Source organism: Kitasatospora sp. NPDC058478 (assembly GCF_042720345.1).
Taxonomy (GTDB): Bacteria; Actinomycetota; Actinomycetes; order Streptomycetales; family Streptomycetaceae; genus Kitasatospora.
On sequence record NZ_JBHXML010000082.1, the window covers coordinates 1 to 20,357 of the forward strand.

Annotated in this window: 15 protein-coding genes; 6 read left to right on the forward strand and 9 right to left on the reverse strand. The window is 72.6% G+C overall.

The window, feature by feature from the left end:
- Positions 1–316 precede the first annotated feature (316 nt).
- Positions 317–556 (forward strand): DUF397 domain-containing protein, encoded by a 240-nt coding sequence (locus tag ACFWPT_RS34490; protein WP_380486642.1) that lies wholly within the window; start codon positions 317–319, stop codon positions 554–556.
- Between the two features lie 139 nt (positions 557–695).
- Positions 696–1,793, forward strand: a complete 1,098-nt coding sequence (locus ACFWPT_RS34495; RefSeq protein WP_380486644.1) for a helix-turn-helix transcriptional regulator — start codon at positions 696–698, stop codon at positions 1,791–1,793.
- Here ACFWPT_RS34495 and ACFWPT_RS34500 read toward each other — a convergent pair.
- From ACFWPT_RS34500 to ACFWPT_RS34540, 9 genes are all read right to left on the reverse strand, one after another.
- On the reverse strand, positions 1,790–2,608 hold the full coding sequence (locus ACFWPT_RS34500) for an SAM-dependent methyltransferase (protein ID WP_380486646.1): 819 nt from the start codon (positions 2,606–2,608) through the stop codon (positions 1,790–1,792). The genes ACFWPT_RS34495 and ACFWPT_RS34500 overlap by 4 nt on opposite strands.
- 196 nt (positions 2,609–2,804) lie before the next feature.
- The gene (locus ACFWPT_RS34505) at positions 2,805–3,230 is read right to left on the reverse strand and encodes a hypothetical protein (RefSeq protein WP_380375009.1); all 426 of its coding nucleotides are present in this window, start codon (positions 3,228–3,230) and stop codon (positions 2,805–2,807) included.
- A 759-nt stretch (positions 3,231–3,989) separates the two neighbouring features.
- On the reverse strand, positions 3,990–5,492 hold the full coding sequence (locus ACFWPT_RS34510; protein WP_380486648.1) for a hypothetical protein: 1,503 nt from the start codon (positions 5,490–5,492) through the stop codon (positions 3,990–3,992).
- A 16-nt stretch (positions 5,493–5,508) separates the two neighbouring features.
- Positions 5,509–6,423: an ATP-grasp domain-containing protein gene (locus ACFWPT_RS34515; protein WP_380486651.1), complete on the reverse strand. Its 915-nt coding sequence runs from the start codon at positions 6,421–6,423 to the stop codon at positions 5,509–5,511.
- Positions 6,420–7,229: a hypothetical protein gene (locus ACFWPT_RS34520; protein WP_380486653.1), complete on the reverse strand. Its 810-nt coding sequence runs from the start codon at positions 7,227–7,229 to the stop codon at positions 6,420–6,422. The genes ACFWPT_RS34515 and ACFWPT_RS34520 overlap by 4 nt, the downstream gene beginning before the upstream one ends.
- A gap of 7 nt (positions 7,230–7,236) precedes the next feature.
- A complete protein-coding gene (locus ACFWPT_RS34525) occupies positions 7,237–8,220 on the reverse strand; it encodes a hypothetical protein (RefSeq protein WP_380486655.1) in 984 nt (327 codons plus the stop codon).
- Positions 8,221–8,257: 37 nt separating this feature from the next.
- Complete coding sequence (locus ACFWPT_RS34530) at positions 8,258–12,094, reverse strand: hypothetical protein (RefSeq protein WP_380486657.1); 3,837 nt, start codon at positions 12,092–12,094, stop codon at positions 8,258–8,260.
- Between the two features lie 3 nt (positions 12,095–12,097).
- A complete protein-coding gene (locus tag ACFWPT_RS34535; protein ID WP_380486659.1) occupies positions 12,098–15,736 on the reverse strand; it encodes a hypothetical protein in 3,639 nt (1,212 codons plus the stop codon).
- A 176-nt stretch (positions 15,737–15,912) separates the two neighbouring features.
- Positions 15,913–16,158 (reverse strand): hypothetical protein, encoded by a 246-nt coding sequence (locus ACFWPT_RS34540; protein ID WP_380486662.1) that lies wholly within the window; start codon positions 16,156–16,158, stop codon positions 15,913–15,915.
- A 258-nt stretch (positions 16,159–16,416) separates the two neighbouring features.
- On the opposite strand from ACFWPT_RS34540, the gene ACFWPT_RS34545 reads away from it, so the two are divergent.
- From ACFWPT_RS34545 to ACFWPT_RS34560, 4 genes are all read left to right on the forward strand, one after another.
- Positions 16,417–18,630, forward strand: a complete 2,214-nt coding sequence (locus ACFWPT_RS34545) for a hypothetical protein (protein WP_380486664.1) — start codon at positions 16,417–16,419, stop codon at positions 18,628–18,630.
- Entirely contained in the window at positions 18,627–18,779 is a 153-nt protein-coding gene (locus ACFWPT_RS34550; protein WP_380486666.1) for a hypothetical protein, read from the forward strand. The genes ACFWPT_RS34545 and ACFWPT_RS34550 overlap by 4 nt, the downstream gene beginning before the upstream one ends.
- Positions 18,780–18,941: 162 nt before the next feature.
- Positions 18,942–19,571: an RHS repeat-associated core domain-containing protein gene (locus ACFWPT_RS34555; protein WP_380486668.1), complete on the forward strand. Its 630-nt coding sequence runs from the start codon at positions 18,942–18,944 to the stop codon at positions 19,569–19,571.
- Between the two features lie 150 nt (positions 19,572–19,721).
- Complete coding sequence (locus ACFWPT_RS34560) at positions 19,722–20,192, forward strand: hypothetical protein (protein WP_380486670.1); 471 nt, start codon at positions 19,722–19,724, stop codon at positions 20,190–20,192.
- The last annotated feature ends 165 nt before the right edge of the window (positions 20,193–20,357 follow it).

Here is a 20,357-nt window from a genome sequence, read left to right on the forward strand (position 1 = left end):
CGCGCCGTCCCGGCACTCCCCGACTCCGGGCGGGATCGGCCCGACGAACCGACAGACACCATCACTCAACCCCTGATGCCGGTAACCGCCCTCCCCGCCCCCGACCATGCCGCGCCGATCAGCAGCCGAATTTAAGCAGATAATCGCTATTCAGATCCCCCATTCGGCCGGTGCGGTGTTCGAAAATAAATGGCTAGCATTCATGGCTCACGGGGTGCTGCAATTGCAGCACCCCAGGCTGTCCGAGGGATGTCCGGGTCGGGCTCCGGTCATACCCGAAGGCCGCCAGTCGAGTACGTCGAATGCGGGAGGTCACATGCAGGGCTTCACCAATGGAATGTCGGCCGCGCTGATCGAGGATGTCGCCTGGGTCAAGGCGCAGGCGAGCTACGGAGACGGTGGCGAGTGCGTCGAGCTGGCCGGGCTGCCGACCGGCGACGTGGCCATCCGCAACTCCCGCGACCCAGAGGGTGCCGCCCTGATCGTCACGCGCGGTGAGATCAGGGCGTTCCTCGACGGCGCCAAGCGGAACGAGTTCGACCACTTGATCCCCTAAAGGGAGATTCAAGAATCAGATAAGTCAGATTAGCTTCATATTCTGACCTGGATTCTGCCGCGTGACGGCACGCGGGCACGGCGTGTGGGAGGATGTGGGCCATTGGTGTCAGGCCACCCGAATCGCCTACGGAGTCCGCGTGTCGTCCATTTCCGAATCTGCCGAATTTCCCGCCGACGAGCGCCCCATCGGCGCTCGCGCGGCCGAAGGCGAGAGCCCGCTCCAGCCCGCGGAAGGCGCCAGCGACCACGGCCTCGCCGCCGTCCTGCCGCTGAACCCTCGCGCCGAGAAGTCGGCGCCGCCGGTGCGGGGCACTCCCACGGCGGACCGGGTGGTCCTGGGAGAACGCCTGCGCCGGGCCCGTGACCGGCGAGGCCTGTCCCAGGAGCGGGCGGCCGCGCACGGCAAGATCCTGCTGCCGGAATCCAAACTGTCGTACTCGACGCTGTCGCGCATCGAGTCCGCCAAGACGCCGGTCTCCGGCGAGATCGTCGCCACCCTCGCCGAGGTCTACGGAATCGACTCCAGGGAACTGCGGGAGCTGCAGGACCTGGTCGAACGGGGCCGGCAACTCGAATGGTTCGAGGCCCCGGAGTGGGAGGGTGCTGTCGCGGCGCACTGCAGCACCTACCTGGGGCTGGAGCCGGTCGCCCGGGAGCTGCGTTCCTACCAGACCACGATCATCCCCGGGCTCCTGCAGACGCCGGACTACGCCTGCGGCATCATCGCCGGCCACCACCTGGCCGTCGACGAGAAGCGCGCGGAGCACAGGGTCCGCGCCAGGATGGAGCGGCAGCGGCGCTTCTTCGCTTCGCCGCCCGCGCGAACGGTCCTCGTGATCAACGAGCTCGCGCTGCAGCTGACGATCGGCGGTCCCGCCGTCATGGCGGCGCAGGTGCGTCACCTGCTGCACGTGGCGGACATGCCGAGCGTGAAGGTACGCGTCGTGCCGCTCGACCAGACCATCGCAACGCCCGTCAGCGGTCTCACCCACCTGATGTTCCAGCCCGAGGGACCGCCCGAGATGGTCTACATCGAAGGCCTCAGCTCGTCCACCTACCACCCCGCCGACACCGGGGAGCCCAGCGCGCGCAAGAAGGTACGCAAGGGCAAGAACGCCAGCGCGGACATGGAATCCTACGTACAGCTGATGTTGAAGATCAGCCAGGGCGCGGCCCACCGGCGGCGCAGCATGGACATCCTGACGCAGGCCTTGAAGCGGTTCGAGGGACGTTAGTCGGCCGACTGAGGATGCGGAACGCGGGCGATGCCCCCGTACTGCTGCCACTGGCTGGAGCGCAGGGCCTGCTGAAGGGCTGACTCGGGGCGCCAGTCGGCGACGTCGACCAGGCCGGGCTGTTCGAGGGCCAGGCCGTCGAAGTAGGCGTCGACCTCCCACTGTTCCCGTACCCGGCCCCAGAGTTCGCCGGTCTGCTCGGCCATGATCCTGGTGACGTCGCCACGCAGCTGTGGGTCGCCGCTGACGGCGTGGCTGATGACCACGAAACTGCCCGAGGGCAGGCGATCGACGATGCGTCGCACTACGCTGCGCGGCTGGGCGGAGTCCGGAAGGCATTCCAGCGAGGCGACGAACAGGACGGCGGTCGGCTCGTCCGGACGCAGCAGTTCCTTGACGGCCGGGTGCTCGAAGATGCCTTCGGTGTCCGTCATGTCGGCGTTGAGCATGGCGGTGCGGTCGTTCTCGTCCAGGGATTCGCGACCGTAGGCGATCACGATGGGGTCGTTGTCGACGTAGACGACGCGCGACCTAGGGTCGACGGCCTGGACGATCTGGTGGACGTTGAGCGTCATCGGCTGGCCCGAACCGCAGTCGAGGAACTGGCGGATGCCGTACTCGGCGGCCAGCGCCCGCACCACGCGGTGCAGGAACGACCGGTTGGCGAGTGCGAGTGCGTCGACCTCCGGCACCCGCTCGCGCAGGCACTCGGCGGCGGCGCGGTCGGCGTCGAAGTTCAGGCTCCCGCCCGCCAACACGTCGTAGATGCGTGCCGAACTGGGCACGGTGACGTCGATCTCACGTTTGGACCCCACAGCGCCCCTCGCTCCTGGCAACCATCGCAGGCCGCACGGCTGTTGAGCGCCCATTGTAAAGATCGCATGACTGAAAGCGCCACGTGCCTGACGGTGCATCACCCAAAGGAGGTGGCGCGCGGCGCGGCGCTGGACAGTCCTGTGCGCCGCCATCCGCCCGCGCACAACGTGTGGCGGCGGGTGGCAGCGATGTCGTTCAGGCCCTGGGCGCCCTCCCTTCCATCAGGGAGAAGGCCCCGCCTGCGGCGATCAGCCGGTCAGCGCTGCGGAGCCCCGCCCTCACCGCGCCGGGGTCCGTGCCCATCAGGCGGGCCACGTCCAAGACGGACAGACCGAGCCCGTGGTGGAGGAGGGCGGCGTCGGCCAGCGGGTCCGGCAGGTGGCGGTGCAGCAGGTCGACCGGTCCTGGCCGCGACGCGGTGGCGCCCGGGCGGGGGCGGTGCGCGGTCACCGCGGCGCGCAGCACGCACCAGGCGTCACCGGCGGGCGAGGGACCGGCGAGCAGGACCGCCCAGCGCGCGTGGGCGTGGGCGAGAGCCTCCTCGACGGCGGCCGCGCCGCTCGCGCCGTCCCTCAGCCGGGCCGTGGCGTAGTCGAGGTAGCGGTCGTACACAAGGGCCACGAACGCCAGGAATCCGGCGTCGGGTTCGGTTCGGCGGGTTCGGTGGGGCGGGCCCGGGGCGGTACCGGGCCCAGAAGATGATGCCTGTGGCATATGCAGATCCTGGGATGGCCGTCGAAGTCCGGCGTGCGAGCCGGGCGGGGGGTGCGCGGGAGGGTGCGCGGAATGCGGGGGTGCGGCTGTTCCCCGCACCGGCCGATGTCAACGCAGCGTCAGCCGCCACCAGGTGACAACGCTGCCGTGCGAGAGCGCGCCGAGGGCGAGCGCGGCGACGTACCGCTAGGCGCCGTCCAGAGCGAGAAGGGCCACGGGCACGCGCGCCCCGCACACCCCGATGACCCGCCCGCACGGCTGCTGCGCTCCCGCGGACGGCGGGACGGGACTGATAGCGTTCACCGCCATCGAGGGCGCCTTCGGGCGCGCTCCATGGCTACGGTCGGGCTTGGGCATACTCAACCTACGTGTGATCGACGTCCAGCCCCGGCCGGCGGCCGTGATCCGTCGGCCAGGGCAGCTCCCGCGAGGAACCAGGGAGCCAGCACGAAACGCTACTCCCCGTACCGGCCGGTAGACCCGCTGTGGCGACTGCTGCAAAAGCCACCCCGGGAACGTTTCCGCTCGACTCCGGACAACCGGGACAACTCCTCACTCCCGTCCCGGACATGGGGCCATCCAGCGGCACACCTTCCCGGAGCCGTCGGCCACTCGAAGAGGTGGTCGAGGAGTGTGCCGGCGTAGGACTCAGGGAGCGGGGGCGGGTCAGAAGCGGCTGCGGCGCAGGGCGTCGGTGAGCATGAGGGCCGGCAGCACCTGGTGCACCTGGCCCGTGTTGGCGTACGGGACGGCGCTGCCCTGCTGGGTGGCGAGGGTGTTCCAGGCCGCGAGGGGGAGGGAGGTGAGGGAGAGGCGGTCGTCCGGGGTGGCGGCGTCGAAGGGGGCGGGGCCGGGGGCGGTGACGCCGAGTTGGGTGAGCAGCGGGGAGAGTTGGGCGGGGTCGTTCTGGGTGTAGAGGCGGGCGGTCTTGGTGCCGGAGGTGCCGCGCCCGGCCCAGGCGGTGACCTGGGTCAGCGGGGCGAGGGTCTCGGAGACCAGGTCGGCGTGCGGGTCGAACAGGTAGACCTCCTGGAGGGTGTCCAGGTAGAGCGGGTGGGCCTGGTTGTCGGTGTTGCCGAGGAAGCAGGTGAGGGCGGCGTGGCCGCTGCTGAAGGAGGCCATGCCGAGGCGGCCGATCGGTCCGAACTGGAAGTTGCCGCTGCGCCGGAGCATGAGGGCCTGGATCTCCGGCAGGTACTCCTGGAGGACGGTGGCGTCCGCGAACGACGAGATCTCGTCGCAGGGGTTGCCGGCGACCCGCATCAGCGGGAGCACGAGCACCACGTTCCGGGCGGCGCCGTCGATCTGGAGCGGGAGGCCCTTGGCGAAGGGGTTGGTGAGGAACGGGTCGCCGATGTACTGGAGGTAGTTGAGCAGGCCGAAGAACTGGTAGTCCCAGCCGAAGGGGTAGGTACTGCCGGTGGTCGGGTCGTGGCGGTCCCGGGGTTCGTTGTAGAAGGCCGGGGAGTTCTGGGCCATGCCCGGGTGGAAGTAGACGAGGAAGGGCGCGGGCGGTCCGCCTGGGTCCCTGGACACGCCGGAGGGCCAGTAGACGGCGACGAGTTGCGGTGCATCGATGCCGGGGAGTTGGAGGACGACGGCCTCGCCGTCGGGGGTCACGCTGCGGGTCTCGACCTGGATCGCGCCGCCGGTGATCGACGGCGAGGCGATGAAGGTGCTGTCCGTCACGCCCGGGGGCGGGGAGTAGGCCCCCGGCGGCAGCGCCACGCCGGGGGTGCGGAAGCTCATGTCGCCGGGTGGTGGGGCGGGCGGGCTGCCCGGGTAGTCGCTGCCGGTCTGGGCCAGGCTGACGCGTGCCTGTTCGGTGACGTCGCGCAGCGGCGAGAAGTGGACCGTCAGCTGGATCGTCTGGCCGGAGTCGGAGGACGTGACGGCGGGTGGCGGCCAGTTGCCGTCGGGCGGGAAGGTGGCCTGGACGGTGCCGGCGGAGTCGATGTCGAGGTGGGCGGTGGGCGTGCCGTACTTGGTCTGGTCGAGGGCGGCCGCCTGGATGTCGATCGACGCGTCGGTGTCCGGGATGTTGAAGATCGACTGGTCCAGGACCACGCTGTCCGGCCCGACCTGGTCACCGCCGTTCACGGCGATGGTGAAGTTGCACTGGGTGGTGGTCTGGCCGTGGATCTGGCCGGTGAGGACGAGCTGGGCCATCGGAGTCTCCTTCTCCTCAGTGCCGCGCGAGCGCGAGCGCGATGGCGTGGGCGATCGGCTGGCCGGTGTTGGCCTCGTAGTAGTTGAAGGCCGGGCAGGGGTTGACCTCGAAGCAGTAGACCTCGCCGTCGTCGGCCAGCATCAGGTCGATGCCGGCGAGTGCGAGCCCCAGTCGGGCCGCCAGGTGCAGGCAGCGTTCGGCGAGGTCGTCGGGGGGTTGCCAGGGCGAGAGTTCGGCCCGGCCGCCGTCGCTCCGGGCGTAGCGGTAGTCGACCCGGTCGGTCTCGATCCGGGTGGCGAAGACCTCGCCGGCGACCGTGTGCACCCGGACGTTGGTGCCGGTGACGTAGCGCTGGAACTGCACCGGGCAGTAGCGGATGAGCGGCAGCCGGTCGAGGGCCTCCCGGTCGAGGGTCCGGACGATCGAGCGGACCCCGCTGATCGACTTGTAGACCAGTTCGCCGTGCCGCGCGTGGAACTCGTGGACGAGGTCCGGGTCGTTGGTCACCAGGGTCTCCGGAGCCCGGAATCCGGACTGCTGGATCAGCTGGGCCTGGTGGGGCTTCGACGTGTTGGACACCATCGCGCTCTCCCGGTTCATCACGCAGCCGGGGGCGAGCTCCGCCCAGGTGCTCAGGGCCGTGTGCCAGGACCGGCACCTGCGTACCGTGTCCTCGCCCGCCTCGCGGACTTCGGGGAGTCTGCGCCATTCCATCAGCCGGAGGTAGATGCCGGTGACGGTGGCGCAGTCGATGGATCCGCCGTCGTACGGGATGCGTCCCCGGACGGCGGTGCCGGTGGCCTCCACCTCGAACGGCAGCTCCTCGAAGCGCCGTTGGTGGAGCATGGCGTACGGCAGGCCGAGGCTGTCGAGTTCGGCCCTGACCCGGGCGAGCGGCGACTCGCTGGCGATGCCGCAGACGACGATCACGGCGCACCCCGGGGGAGCCCGGTGAGGTGTTCGTACAGGCGGTCGAGGAAGGCGGCGCCGGCTGGGCGGAGGTCGGGCAGGGGGCTCGCTCCCGCGAAGACTGCCGGCCGACCGTCGTCGCGGCGGTGGTGGCCGGCTCCGAGCAGGTCGGCCCCGGGAGGGTCGGCTCCCGGCAGGTCGGCCCCCGGCGGGTCGGCCCCGAGCAGGTCGATCCCGAGCAGGTCGACCTCGGCGAGCCGGGCCAGCCGGACGTACGGCTCCTCGTCCTCGGCCGGGGGTGCGCCGAAGACGTGCTCGCCGAGCACCAGGACGTCGCCGCGTCCGGTCGGGGCCGCTCGTGGTTCGCCGTCGGGGCTGCTGGAGATCCGGGCCGGCCGGGCGGGGAGCCCCGCTCTGATCGCGAGTGCGGTCCACTCGGCGGTCGAGCGCCAGGCACCGCACAGTCCGTACCCGGCGGGCCGGTTGACCGAGACCGGGGCCAGGCAGGTGAGCAGGCTGAGCAGGAGTGCGTCCAGCTCCTGGGCGGCGTAGGCGGCGTCGGTGTGGGTGGTGAACGGCAGGTACCCGAAGGGGGCGGAGGCCACCCGGTTGAGCACGCCGTCGACGTCACGGCTGTCCAGGACGCGCCCGTCGGGCAGGGTGATCTCGAAGCTCGCGCCGAGGCGGTCGACGCGGTGCACCGACCTGGTGGAGCTGAGCAGGGTCTGCGGGGAGAGCAGTTCCAGGGGTTCCAGCCCGCGCTCGCGCAGCCCCTCGTACGCCCACACGGCGGCCCGGTCCGCCGGATCGCAGAGCACCAGCCACATGCGGCGCCTACCTCTCGGTCCGTCCCGGCTCGGGGGGTTCGTCCCGCAGGGCGCTGTCCGCGAGGTCGGGGCGCTGCGCCGGGGGGATGAAGTGCTCGGGTGGGTGGTTGACTTCGGATGCCGGGTGCATGCCCTCGGCGGGGTGTTCCTTGAATGCGTCCTTGTCCTCCTTGTCCTCCTTGGCTTCCTTCCGCTCCTTGTCGTCCTTGTCGTCCTTGTTCTCCTTGGCGACGTCCTTGACGTCCTTGACGTCCTTGCCCTTCTCGTCGCGTGACAGCTGCAGGGTGACCTCCTGGGCCACCGGATCGTTGCAGGGCAGGACGAAGTCGGCGGTCTGCAGGCTGGTGACGATCGGTTCGGATACGGGGCTGATCCCGATCTGGAGGTGGTCGCAGGCGTTGGGCGGGAGGCTGGCCGGGAAGTTCTTCAGCACGTAGCCCGCACCCATGGGCTGGTCGCCCGGACCGTTCACGTGCAGCGGTCCGGTGCCGATGTTGGAGATCGGGATCGTGATGTCCGGGACGGTCTCGCCCAAGGCCACCGTCATCCGCAGGGGGGTGCGGTCCAGGATGATCCGCGGCTGCTGGGCCTTCGCCGGGGTCTTCCCCGTGGACCAGACGAAGCCGAGTTCCTGCGGGTCGGTGTTCGTGATCCGCAGGCCCCAGGGGCGTTCCCCCGGATTGGAGATGTCGATCTGCACCGTGAAGACGTCGTTGGCGTCCCTGGTCCACGACGCGGTGCCGACCGCGCTCCCGGTCCCGTCGACGATCGACGACTTGGCGGGTGCCTGCGCGACGGTGGTGAGCGCTCCGGAGCCCGCCCGCAGCTCGATGTCCGGTGGCCTCGCGCCCAGGGGTGCGCAGTTCGGGCCGAGGGCCACCACCAGGACGGACCAGGACGTCGCCACCTTGTCCACGACGAGGGGCAGGAGGCCGCTGGTGGCCTGGTCCGCGAGCCGGAGCTGGCCGGTGTCGGGAAAGATGTCTGCCATGATCGCTTCTTCGGTCGTGGAGCCGCGGTGACGTCCGTCACCACGTTCCGAGGGCTACGACGTCGACGAACACGGGTCGACCGGTGGTGTCGGCGCCGGCGGGAACGGGCCGGGTCTCGAACTCCCGGACGACCAGGCGCTGGGCCCGCTGCCCGGTGTCCGGAACGCTGATCGTGATGGTCTGCCCGAGGACGGCGGAGGCCGTCAGGACGGTGGACCAGCCGGTGACGCCGTCCGGCGCCGTCACCCCCGGGTCCTGGACCTGGAGTTCGGTCCGGACGGTGTTCCCGGCGCCGCCCGGCCCGAGGCCCTCCAGGACGACGCCCGCCTGCCCCGCGCTGCGGGTGACCGTGAGGCGCCGCTGCGGCGCGAGTTGGACGGGCTCGGTCAGCACCACCTGTGACACGTCGGGGACACCCGGGATGGTGTACCGCTGGTAGCGGGCCAGGGCGAGCCGGACGAACGGGAAGTAGGAGGCGGAGACGACCGGCGTCAGGTCGAGGTCGGCGAACCAGCGGTCGCCCTCGGCGTCGAACTCGACCGGGTAGAGGGCGGCGTCCAGCAGGCGGTGCAGCTCGGGGAGGGTCACCTGGGCCCGCTGCGCCGCGTTGACCTGGGCTCCGGTGAGGACGGCGGGTGGTGCCCCGGTGTCCCGGATCGGGTCGCGTCCGGCGACCGCGACGTACCGCAGGGCTTCGGCGGGGACCGGCCCGGGCGGGAAGGTGAGTACGGCCAGGGCCTCGTCGTCGCCCGAGACGTACCAGGGCCGTTGGAGGAGGACCCGCAGGCCGCCGCCCTGGCGCAGCCGGGTGAGCGACCGCTGCCCGTCGGTGGTGCGGGTCCAGCCGAACGACGGGACGCAGTCGAGCAGTTGGGGGGCGGGTGGGCGCACGGTGCTCGGCACGTCGATGTCGCCGAGTTGCCCGGCGGCGGTGCAGGCACCGGGATCGGTGGCGAGGATGCGCGCGAAGCAGTCCTCGAAGCGGGACACCGCCGTCACGGCGTAGCTCACGTGGTGGTGGCGGGTGTCGCCGAACTCCTGGCGGATCTCCGGGAGCGCCTCCAGCAGGGGCAGGTGCTGGACCTCGTACGAGCCGACGTGCGCCATCCGCCGGGTGGTGGTCGGTGCGGCCGGCGGGCTGTCGTCCCGGTCGGTCCAGTCGGCGTTCAGGTCGATCCGTCCGGTGCTCGGGATGTCGATCGCGAAGGCGTCCGTCCCGAGGACGGTGTCGCGGTCGCCGGGCCCCCGCCTGGGCGTCAGCTGCCCGCTCGGGTCGGTGAGGGGGTGTTGCACCGCGTGCACCAGGGTGACCGTGCGCGGCGGGGTGATCAGGCGGTTCCGGCCGGCGACGATGTCCTGGAAGGCCGGCAGGTGCGGCACGTTCGGGTCGACGCCCTGCCAGAGCGCGATGCCGAACAGCGCGACGTCGTCGAACGTGAGGCAGGACGGGATGTCGAAGGTCACCTGCTCGGCCGGGCCGAGCGCGACCGTGACGTGGCGTGGGTCCGCCCGGCTCACCGTGCAGCCGCTCGCGGCCGCCTCCAGCCGTACGGACGCGGTCTGCAGATCGGGCCAGGCGCCTTGCCAGATGGCGATCACGGCGTCGTCGGGCGGGTCGATCTGACCGGGCCGCCCGTTGCCGGGGTCGATGGGCCGGGGCCGGGCGTTCAGGGCGGCGCACACGCCGCTCGGGTCGGCCAGCCAGGGCAGGGCCGCGTCGGTCTCGGGCAGGACGACGTACGAGGACGGCGAGGACGGTCCGGCGGGGACGGTACGCGCGCCCTGGACGTCGGTGAGCTCGCGGTCGGCCCGTTCGGCGACCGCGAACAGCCGGCTCACCTCGGTGCCGGGCGCCGCGGGGCCCAGCGCGGTGTCGAAGGCTCCGTCGTACTGCAGCGCCAGGGCCAGCGAGCACTTCGGCGGCAGCAGGTGCCGCAGGTCGTGGGCACGGTAGCCGTGGAGGGTCGCGTAGTCGTCCGCCGAGGTGCCGCGGTCGCTGCGGATGACCATCCGGTCGTGGCCGTCGCCGTCGTCCCACTCCCGGGTCGGCACCAGCTCCGGCGGCGGCAGCGGCTCGAAGCGCCAGTAGGGGACGAGGTCCGACTGGGCGTCGGCGGCGCCGACCTCCTCGACGCGCAGCCCGCCGCCGGCGAGGTCGGCGATCCTGACCCGGATCCGGTACTTGCGGCCGAACCGCAGCCGAGGCAGCGAGCCGGTGTCGCACTCCACCACCGTGTCGAGGCCCGACGTGACCGGTACCGGCAGGGCGTCCCCGGTGTCAGCGACCCGCTCGGGCCGCTGGGCCACCTGGCTCCAGCCGTCCCAGCGCGCCACGATCTCGTGCAGGTACAGCGCGTCGGCGTCGCCGAAGCCGGTGACGACCGGGCCGGGCCGCAGGTAGCCCTCCTCCAGCAGGCCGTCGGGCAGCAGCGGCACGCCGCCGACGGTGTGGTGCACCCGCCGCCGGCACAGCGAGTACCAGGTCTGGCGGCTGTCGTCGAACACGTCCATCCGGTAGCCGCCGAGCAGGGAGTCCGCCAGCAGGGCGGAGGCGAGCAGGCCGGCCGGCGTGCCGCGCTGCTGCGCCCGCTGGAGCTGCTTGCCGTGCTCCTCCTCCCGCGCCCGGTCGACCAGGGCGAAGCCCGTCGAGTGCAGCGCGGGCAGTGCCCCGACCGGAACGGGGGACGACTCCCCGGGAGGGGGCGACGACCCGTCCGACCGGGCCGTGCTGACCAGCCGCAGGGCGGCGCCGTCCACGTCGAAGGGCAGCAGCTCGAACCGGGGGTTCGCGGAGGGCGCGAGACCGGCACCGGTCAGCGGCAGGAGGCCGCCGCTGAAGCCGGTGGAGGTCGGACCGTCGACGGAGGAGGGCACGAAGCGGGTGCCGGTGACGGTGTAGGCGGTGGCGGGCGAGAGGTCGGTCTGGGCGGCTGCGCTCCAGCCCGGTGACGGATCCGGGTCGGGCTGGGGCCACAGCGGCACCACCCTCAGCTCCGCCGGGTGCGTCTGGTCCACCGGGGTGAGCGCGGAGGCGGGTACGGCGAGGTCGACCAGCAGGCCGAGCGCGCGCAGCAGGACGGGGTGGTCGGCCAGGTGCGCGATGCCCTGGTGGAACTCGCCTGCGGGCGGGGGCGCCGCCAGGCGGTCCGGTGGCGTGGTGTCGGGCGCGCCGCGCCGGTAGAAGGCGTACGCCTGGGCGAGCGCCGGCGTCGCATCGGTCGGGACAGCGCCGGCCGGGGTGGCGTGGGGCGGCGTGGCACCGGTCGGGGTGGCGTGGGCCGGGGTGGCGCCGGCGGGTGCCAGCAGGCCGGGCTGCCACTGCTCGCCGATCGCCCGCAGCGCGGCCCGCAGCCCGGGGTGGCTCTCCGGCGCCGCGCCGCGGTGCGCGGCGTGGGCCTGGGCGGTGGCGGCGTAGATGCCCTTGACGTCGGTACCGGCCCGGCCAGCCGGGAAGGCCTTGGTGGCCCGCCCGTCGTAGCTGGTGGCCCGGTACGGCTCCACCGGCATCGTGGCGGTGAACAGCGTCTGCCAGACGGCGAGTTGCCGGTCCGGGGGGAACTGGACGGTGCTCCCGTCGAGGGCGGTGTACGGGACGCGCACGGACGGCAGCGCCCGCCCGCCGCGCCGGACGTCGAAGCCCACCCCGGCGAGCCGCCGCGGCCAGTCCTGCATCCCGAAGTCCGCGACGGTGAGCGCGGCTCCGTCCGGGGCGAGCAGGCGCGGTGTCAGCAGCACCGACAGCAGGGCCATCGGCGCGGACTGGCCGGGAACGGTCGCCAGCCGGCCCGCCGGGAGCACCGTCCAGACGAACTGCCGCTCCAGGCCGGTCGAACTCTCCGGGCCGGTCGAACTCTCCAGGCCGGTCGATGACATGGCTCACTCCCCTGCGAACGCCTGGCAGTAGGTCTGCCACGGGAAGGTCTGCCCCTGCGGCCCGAGCGCGGCCTCGACCGACGGGTCCGAGGCGGTCGAGGCGCCGCTCAGGGGGCGGCGCAGCCCGGCGGGGGGCGGGCAGTTGCCGAAGCACTTGTGGCACTCCAGCGTGAAGGACTTGGAGAAGAAGGTCAGGTCCACGGTGATCACGAGCCGGGCCGAACCGCTCAGCGAGCCGGAGGTGGAGTCGTACGTCAGGCTGAGGGTCAGTTCGATCGAGACGCTGATCAGCCCCAGCAGCGAGACGCTGCCGCCGATCCGCAGATAGCCGGTGACCTCGGTGTCGGTGCCGTTCTTGGCGAAGACGACGCCGCCGAAGACGTGCACCTCCGCGGACACGATGACGAAGTCCATGACGATGGCGGCGCCGAACTCGATCCCGCCGGTGAAGCGCTGCAGGCCGCTGTCGGTGCCGCCGGCGCTCAGGCCGAGTTCCAGGTACCCGCCGCCGCCGAAGCCCGACACGGTGACCAGGAACGGCCGTTCCCGGGTGCCGAACGCGAAGTCCATGACGATCGGCTGGTCGGTCAGCGACAGCGTGACGCCGGCCTGCGCGGTGAGGTTCTGCACGCTGAACACCAGCAGGCCGACGCTGGGGACGGCAACGGTGTACGAGGCCGTGATGCTGGTCGCCGAGGTGTCGATCCTCGGGCCGTTCCCCCCGAGCGGGAGGTACTGCTCCAGGGCGGCGAGGAACCCGAGGTCCCCGCCGAGTGTGACGTTCGTCAGGCGGGTGGAGAGGTCGAGCCGCTTGCCGGGGTCGGCGGTGAAGGTCACGGACGCGAAGGTGAGGGCGACGTACGCGGGGGCGCCGACGTCGGGGACGATCAGCTTGAAGTTGCTGATCGTCCCGGTGGCGTGCATCTCCGGCTTCCCGTCGACCGACAGGGCCCGGACGTCGAGGTCCAGCGCGCACCCGGTGTCGGGCGTGAACGGCGGGAAGGACTTCTGCAGGTCCTGGTGCCAGGTCAGCTCCGCGGACGGGGTGGGCGTCTGCTGCCCGACCCAGAGGAGCTTCGGCGGTGCGCTGACGACGTCGATGAGGCTGCTCAGCGGGACCACGCCGAACAGGGTGGCGTCCGGGGCGAACAGCTTCGAGGGCACGGTCTGGAAGGCGTCGCTGACGGCCGGCCCGAGCGTGCGCGAGATCTGCGACACGGTCATGTTGGGGGCGGACAGCCCGCCGACCCGGGCCCCGGCGGCCCCGAAGTCGAGCGTCCGGGGTGTGACGAGGTCGAGCAGCGCGTCGGGTGTCGGGCTGCCCCAGGGGGTGTCGACGAGCGCCTGCGAGATCGTGGCGGGGAGCGCCGGGAGCGGGCCGAGCAGCCGGCGGACGGCCGGCAGCCCCACGGCCAGCTGGGTCACCTGCGGGTAGAAGCCGACCCCGCTGGGGGAGAGCCCGGCCCCGATCCCGCCGAAGGTCATCGACTGCACCTCCTGCACGGCGTCCTCCACCGCCTGGGTCGGGGACGTCATGACGAGCGGGATGCGGGCGGCGATGTCGCAGAGGGGGCGGCCGAGGCCCGCGAAGGCTCCGGTGCTCGGACCGTTTCCGTAGATTCCGTCGAGTGCCGCGCCGTAGCCGGCGCCGGTGGCGCCGTCCTCGACGAACAGCAGTGGCAGGTTCAGCTCCACGTACTCCTGCCCGGCCGTGGCCTGGAGGGTGAACACCACGGGGGTACCGGCCCTGGTCGGCCAGAAGCACCTCGGCGGGGCGGCCGAGGAGCCCACCGGGATCCAGGAGGCGTCGTCGAGGCCGTCGGTCTGCCCGGGGTCGATCGCGACGCTCTGGAACGGGAACCGGCGTTCGTGCGGGCCGCCCGCGCCGATGCCGTAGTCGTCGCGGACGGGCTCGGTGACGATCAGGAAGGCCTTGCGGTGCAGGGCGGCCACGGCGGGGTCCGTGCCGTCGAACCGGCGGTCGGAGACCTCGATGTAGGCGGCCCGGTGGCCGAACGGGAACAGGGCGCCGGGGGCGGAGACCTTGACGCGGAAGTCCCGGCCGAGTGCGGCGTCCTGGGCCCACTCCAGCTGGGGCCAGTGCGCGGCGGCGCAGAACCGGGCGCCGTAGGCGCTCAGGATCAGCCGGTCGACGGTGAGGGGGACGGCCGGGTTCTCGGCGGCGGCCGCGACGATCCGGTCGTACCAGGTGTCCAGCGGGGTGCCGTGGTCGGTGCCGTCGGCCAGGGACCGGAGGGGCCGCGCCGTCAGGTGTCCGTCGGGGCCCGCGATGCGGCTGTGCCACAGCTCGGTGCCGCCTGCCGTGCCGGTGGCGGGCAGGGTGCGGTGGGTGCACCGGGCGTCCGGCTGCAGGGTGAGCAGCAGGTTCCAGGGGACTTCGAGCCGGGCCAGCAGGTCGGCGGTGGTGGCCGTCGTGACGATCAGCGGCAGGCGGTTCATCGCGTCGAGCAGGCCGGCCACGGTGAGCGTGACCGGGTCCGGGCCGACGGCGAAGCACAGGGTGGAAGGGCCGGCCAGGAAGCCCTGGGGCGGCTGACCGGACTCCACCACGGTCTCGGCCAGGTGCTGCGGGGGGACGTCCACCAGGAGGTGGCCGCCACCGGGGTCGGCCACCAGCTGGACCGTGCCGTCGGGCCGGGTCTGTTCGTGCAGGCCCTGGCTCCGGACGGTCAGGGTGACCAGGTCGTCCGCGCGGAGCACGGGGTAGCTGCCGGTGGGCGCGTCCGGCAGGTCGAGGAGCTGCCAGTCCTGCCAGCCGCGGTCGAAGCGCCGGTGCATCAGCGCGGCACCGGCCCAGACGGCGAGCACGTCGGTGCGGCCGCCGCCGGAGGCGACAGCGGCCAGTCGGGGGCCGGTCGTGTCGGGGGCGGTGAGGTCGCCGCCGAGCTGCTCCCAGCCGAGCCAGGGGGCCAGGGCGGAGTGCCGCAGGCCGTGGTCGCCGCCCAGGAAGACGTCACGCTCCGTCGCGGCGAGGCAGGTGAAGGAGCGTTCGTTCCCGTCGGGGAGCGGGCCGAGCTCCTCCCACACCGGTGGCTCGCGCATCGGCGGGGTGTCGCTCTCCAGGTGTGCGCGGAGCAGGCGTCGTTCGCGGGTGTCGGCGAGGAGGAGGTCGATCCGGCCGGGCGCGACGGGCACTGCCGTCAGGTGCCCGGGTGCGCGCTCGCCCGTGCGGAGCACAACTGGCCCCTTGGTCGGGTGTCCGCGCAGGAACTCCCAGCCGTGGGCGCCCGCGTCCAGGACGAGGTGGACATCGCCGGACCGGCTCGACACGACGGTGAAACCGGTCGCCGAGCCGCCCCGGGCGAGCGTGCCGAGCGAGGTCCAGTGCGGGTGCTCCCCCGCGCCGGGGCGCAGCCGTAACAGCTCGCCCGCCGCGCTGAGGGCGAACACCTCGACCGGGCGGCCCTCGGTCGCCGTCGCGCTCAGCCAGTTGAACGCGGGGGCGCCGGTGAACGCGGGGGCGCCGGGCGAGGGCCAGGGGCGGTCCAGCGCGTGCCAGGCGTGCCAGCGGCCGTCGAACACCCGGTACCGTACGGCGCCGTCGTGCGCGCCGACGAAGAGGTGGAGTCTGCCGTGCCCTGGCGAACAGACGGCCAAGGCCCGTGCCGGGTGGGTGTGCATGGGGCGCCCCCAGCAGATGGACGCGGTACCGGTGGACGCGGTACCGGTTGGACGCAGTACCGCTCAGCGGGGCCGACGCATCGGGCACCCGCCAACTCTCAATGGTTCCAGGCTATTCCCGCTTCGGGCACGTATCAATTCCTGGTCGCGACCCCCGCCTCCGGGCCGAAGCGGCCTCACTGTGCGTAGCCGCCTTCGGGTAACACTCCCCCGAGGACGTCGCCCGCGGTGTTCAGGGCTGCCACGGTGCCGGTCTCGGCGGCGTTCGACGGGAGCGACAGAAGGCGGGGGTGGGCAGAAGGCGCGGGGTCGGCGGGGCGGGGTCGGCCGGCCGCGGCGGGTGCCGGGCCGAGGAGCACGGTGGCGGCCGTCGCGGCGGCGGCCAGGACTGCTGCCGGGCGAAGGGTGCGTGAACCAGCCACCGGGAACTCCCCTCTCGCCAATGATCCATTGGATCAAGAGAATTGATGTAGCGTCAGTTTCCGGTTCGGCCAGACGCCCAGCCCGGGGGCGCCGGCCCCGGCGGCCCGGCGGCCCGTCGACCCCGGCACGTTGTTCGAAGAATCGGTGGAGACTCCACAGTGCAGCCTGCTTGATTGTTCATCTACAAGAAGCCGACTGAGGGTCAGGGGGCGGCGGACAATCAGGTCCGGCCGCCGGACAGGACAAGGGGGCACGGGGTGGCTGGTGTTGGACGTCCGCAGGGGCGGCTCAAGGGGGAGACCGAGCAGGCGGATGCCCTGGCCCGGTTCGTGCGGGAGGTGACGTCGGGGGTCACCGTCCGCGAGCTCGCCCGGCGTTACCCCGCAGGCAAGACCAGTTGGAGCGAGTACCGCTCCGGGGAGAAGGACATCCCGTGGCACCTGCTCCAGCGGCTGGTCCACGACCGCGTGACCGACCCGCGAGCCCGGACGGTGCTGCTGGAACGTGCTGCCCGCCTGCACGAACAAGCCACCCTGGCGGCCCGGGGACTGCGGCCGCCCGAGGCGGGACGTTTCGCCGCCCAGCAGGCGCTGGACCTGGCCCGCCAGGCGCAGCGACAGGCCGAGGAGGGGGTCGCGGAGGCGGATGAACTGATCCGTGTGCTGGTGGAGGTCGTGGCCGAGCTGCGGGGTGAACTGGGCGACGACGCGGAGGACGACACGGGCCCCGCTTCGCAGCAGGCGCCCGGCGGGGGCGCGGGGCAGCTGCGGCGGGCCCGGCTGCGGGAGGCGACGCGCTGCCTGGCCGAGGTGCGGCGCATCAGGCAGAGTGCACGTGAGGCGCAACAGGCGGCGCAGCGGGAGCAGGACGCCGTCGGGCTCCTGGCCGATCAGGAGCGTACGCACGCCCGGGCGGACGAGGGCCGGGCGGATGAAGGCCGGGAGCCGGGGTCCGAGCTGGTGGTGGCCGACGGGGTGCAGGCACACCTGCCGGTGCTGTGGCGCCTGGACGCCGACCTCCTGGCGGTGCGGGAGGCCTTGGCCGACCGGCGCCGGGAGGTGCTCGGGGTGACCTCCGTCGTACCGCGCTCACCGGTACCCCGGATTGTCCGCGGCGAGGTCGTCGACGCCCCGGACAATCGCCTGACCGGCCTCATCGCCCCGTTCGGCCGGGCGCGTAACGCCCCGCACGCCGCAGGCGCCCCCAGCGCCGCGGGCACCCGTCGCAGGACCGGCACCATCCTGTTCGCGGCCCTCGCCCTGCTACTGGTCGGAGTGCTGCTCGGTATGCACTTCAGCGCACCGGCACCGGGCATCCCGGTGCCGTACCTGGCGGATTCCTACCGTGTGCCGGCGGTCACCGAGGCCCACGGTCCGTCCCCGTCCCCGTCCGCGGCCGGCACGTCCGCGGACACGTACCGGCCGGCCGCCGGCATCGCGTCGGCCTCAGCCCCGGCCTCGGCCTCGGCAGACGCAACTGCTGCCCCCGGACCGCAGCAGGCTGCGGCCTCGCCTTCGGCCCCGCTTTCGGTCGAGGTGACGCCCACCCCCGGGTCGGCGCCGACCCCGGCCGACGCGACGCCCGCCCCCGAGGCGTCGAGCACCCCACGGAACCGCGACACCCAGGGCGTTCCGCCTGACACGGCCCCCCAGCAGCCGGGACAACCCGTGGTCGCCGCCTCCGCTCCGGGCACGCTGTACTCCATCGCCCCGGACCACCGCGCCGTCTACCAGTGGCAGGGCCGGGACATGGCCTGGACACCCATCGGCGGTCCCACCGAAAGGATCCTCGCGGGAGGCGCCGGTGTGTTCGCCGTCAGCGCCGACGACAAACGGCTGCTCGGCTACAGCGGGACCCCGGGCAACTGGACACCCGTCAGCGAACCCGGTGCCGACTTCGCCATCAGCGGCACCCGCCTCTACCGCCTCGCCCAGGACCACACCGGCGTCTACCGCTGGAACGGCACCGGAACGAGCTGGACCAAGATAGGAGGCCCGGCCGGACGCCTGTACGGCGGCGGGGCCGGCCTGTTCGCGACCGACCCGCGCGACGGCCGCATCTTCCGCTACGACACCGCCAGGGAAATCTGGACCTACGTGGGCACCGACGGGGCGACCTTCGCCGTCAGCGACACCCGCCTCTACGGACTCTCACCGGACCGCAGCCAGGTGTTCCAATGGGACGGTACGGGCAGCGACTGGACCCTCATCGGCGGCCACGCCCAGGACCTCTACGCCGGGCCGGCCGACCTGTTCGCCACCAGTCCCGATCACGGCACCTTCCTGCGTTACGCCCGCACTCCCCAGTTCTGGGATCCGGTCAGCGAGGCGGGAGCCGAATTCGCCGTCACCGCCGACCACATCTACCGCCTGGCGCCCGACCACAGCGCCATTTACCAGGCACCCAGCACCGGCACCGTCACCTGGACGAAAATCAGCGGGCCGGCCGCCACCCTGATCACCAGCAGGTGACAGGCGGGCTGATCGAGTCCACGAACACCAGGACCCGCCCGATCGTCCGCCGGGGCCTCCGCTCCCGCAGCGCGGACACCGTCATCGCGCTCGTCATGCTCCGCCTCAGCGGCAACCGCCCCGCCCTGCCCCGACGCCAACTCGTGTGACCACACCCACAGGTCCGGCACAACCTGCTCTCCGACGGCTCGTCCTCGTACGTCTACGGACCGGACGACCTGCCGGTCGAGCAGATCACCGGCACGGGCACCCTCTGGTTCTTCCACGACCAGCTGGGCTCCACCCGGGCCCTGACCGACACCTCGGGCTCCGTGGCCGGAGCGTACGCCTACACGCCCTACGGCGCCGTCAGTTCCCACACGGGCTCCGCGTCGACCGCGCTGCGGTACGCGGGCCAGTACAGCGACGACGAGAGCGGCCTGGTGTACCTCCGGGCCCGCTCCTACGACCCGGCCACGGCTCAGTTCCTCAGCATCGACCCGGTGGTCGAACAGACCCTCAGCGCATACGGCTACGCCAACGCCGATCCGCTCGACCAGACGGACCCGGCGGGGCTCTGGGGCTGGAGCAGCGTCAAGAAGTTCGCCCATGACCACTCCGACGTGATCTCGCACATCAACTCGGTCGCCACGGCCGTCTGGGCCGTCTCCGGCACGGTGGCGCTGGTCTGCGCCTTCGTGGGCGCGCTGCCCTGCGCGGCCGTCGCCGGGGGAATCTCCGGGGCAGCCTGGTTGGTGACCACCGTCACCCAGGTTGGCCTGGTGGCCGACAAGTGCAGCAGCGGAACGTCCGCCTGGGACTGCGGGGAGGCGGCCGGCTACCTGACGGCGGACGTCGCGGCGTCGCCCCTCGGACTGAAGGGGCTGGGCGCGCTGAGGGGCGTCCTCCCGGTCCGGACGGACAAGAGCCTGGACGTCTGGCGCAAGATCTGCGAGGGCTGACCGACCCCGGTTCCCGGCCGGTGCACACCGGCTACGGCCGACTCGATACTGTCCCTTCGACGACACCACGGCGGGCCGCCTCTCCTCGCGGGGGCGGCCCGCCGCTCGCGGTGGCGCGCGCTCCGTACCTCTCGACGACAGGAACGGCACATGACCGACAAGGCGTTACCCCTGTCCGCGCCGATCTCCGTACGGCCGAACCCGCTCCTCGGAATGCCCCTCACGGCGGGCGGCCTGCTGATCTCCCTGCCCAAGGCGCTCGACGGCGGCCCCACGGCCCCGGTGTACGCCGCCGCGGCGGTCGTGAGCGCCCTCACACCCGCGCTGGTGCTCCTCCTTTCCGTCGCCGTCGGCCGCGGCCGGATCACCGTCCGCCGAGGCCTGCACCGCACCTCCGTCCCGCTGGCGGAGCTGCGCTCGGTGACGGCCGAGGCGGACGCCGGCCGGGGGCCGCACACCCTCCGGCTCGAGAGCCGCACCGGGGCACACTGCCGGATCCCGCTACTGGCCGTGCGGCGGCGGGACCGGCAGCGACTCGTGGCCGCCCTCGAACGGACGGCTCCACCCGGCGCCGTCCGAGAGGACCAGGCCCTACGCGACCTGCTGGGCCTCCCGGGCTGACAGCGAGGATACGCAGTGGCTCCTCCAGCGGGTCCGACTCCCGGGCTGACCGACGCCGACGCCCCGGCTGCCGCGTGATCCGGGTGGTACTGGAGGTCGACGGCCGTCACCGTTCGGCAGCCCCGTAGCCGTGTGGGCGAGCCGCCCGCTTCTGGCCGTGCAGCC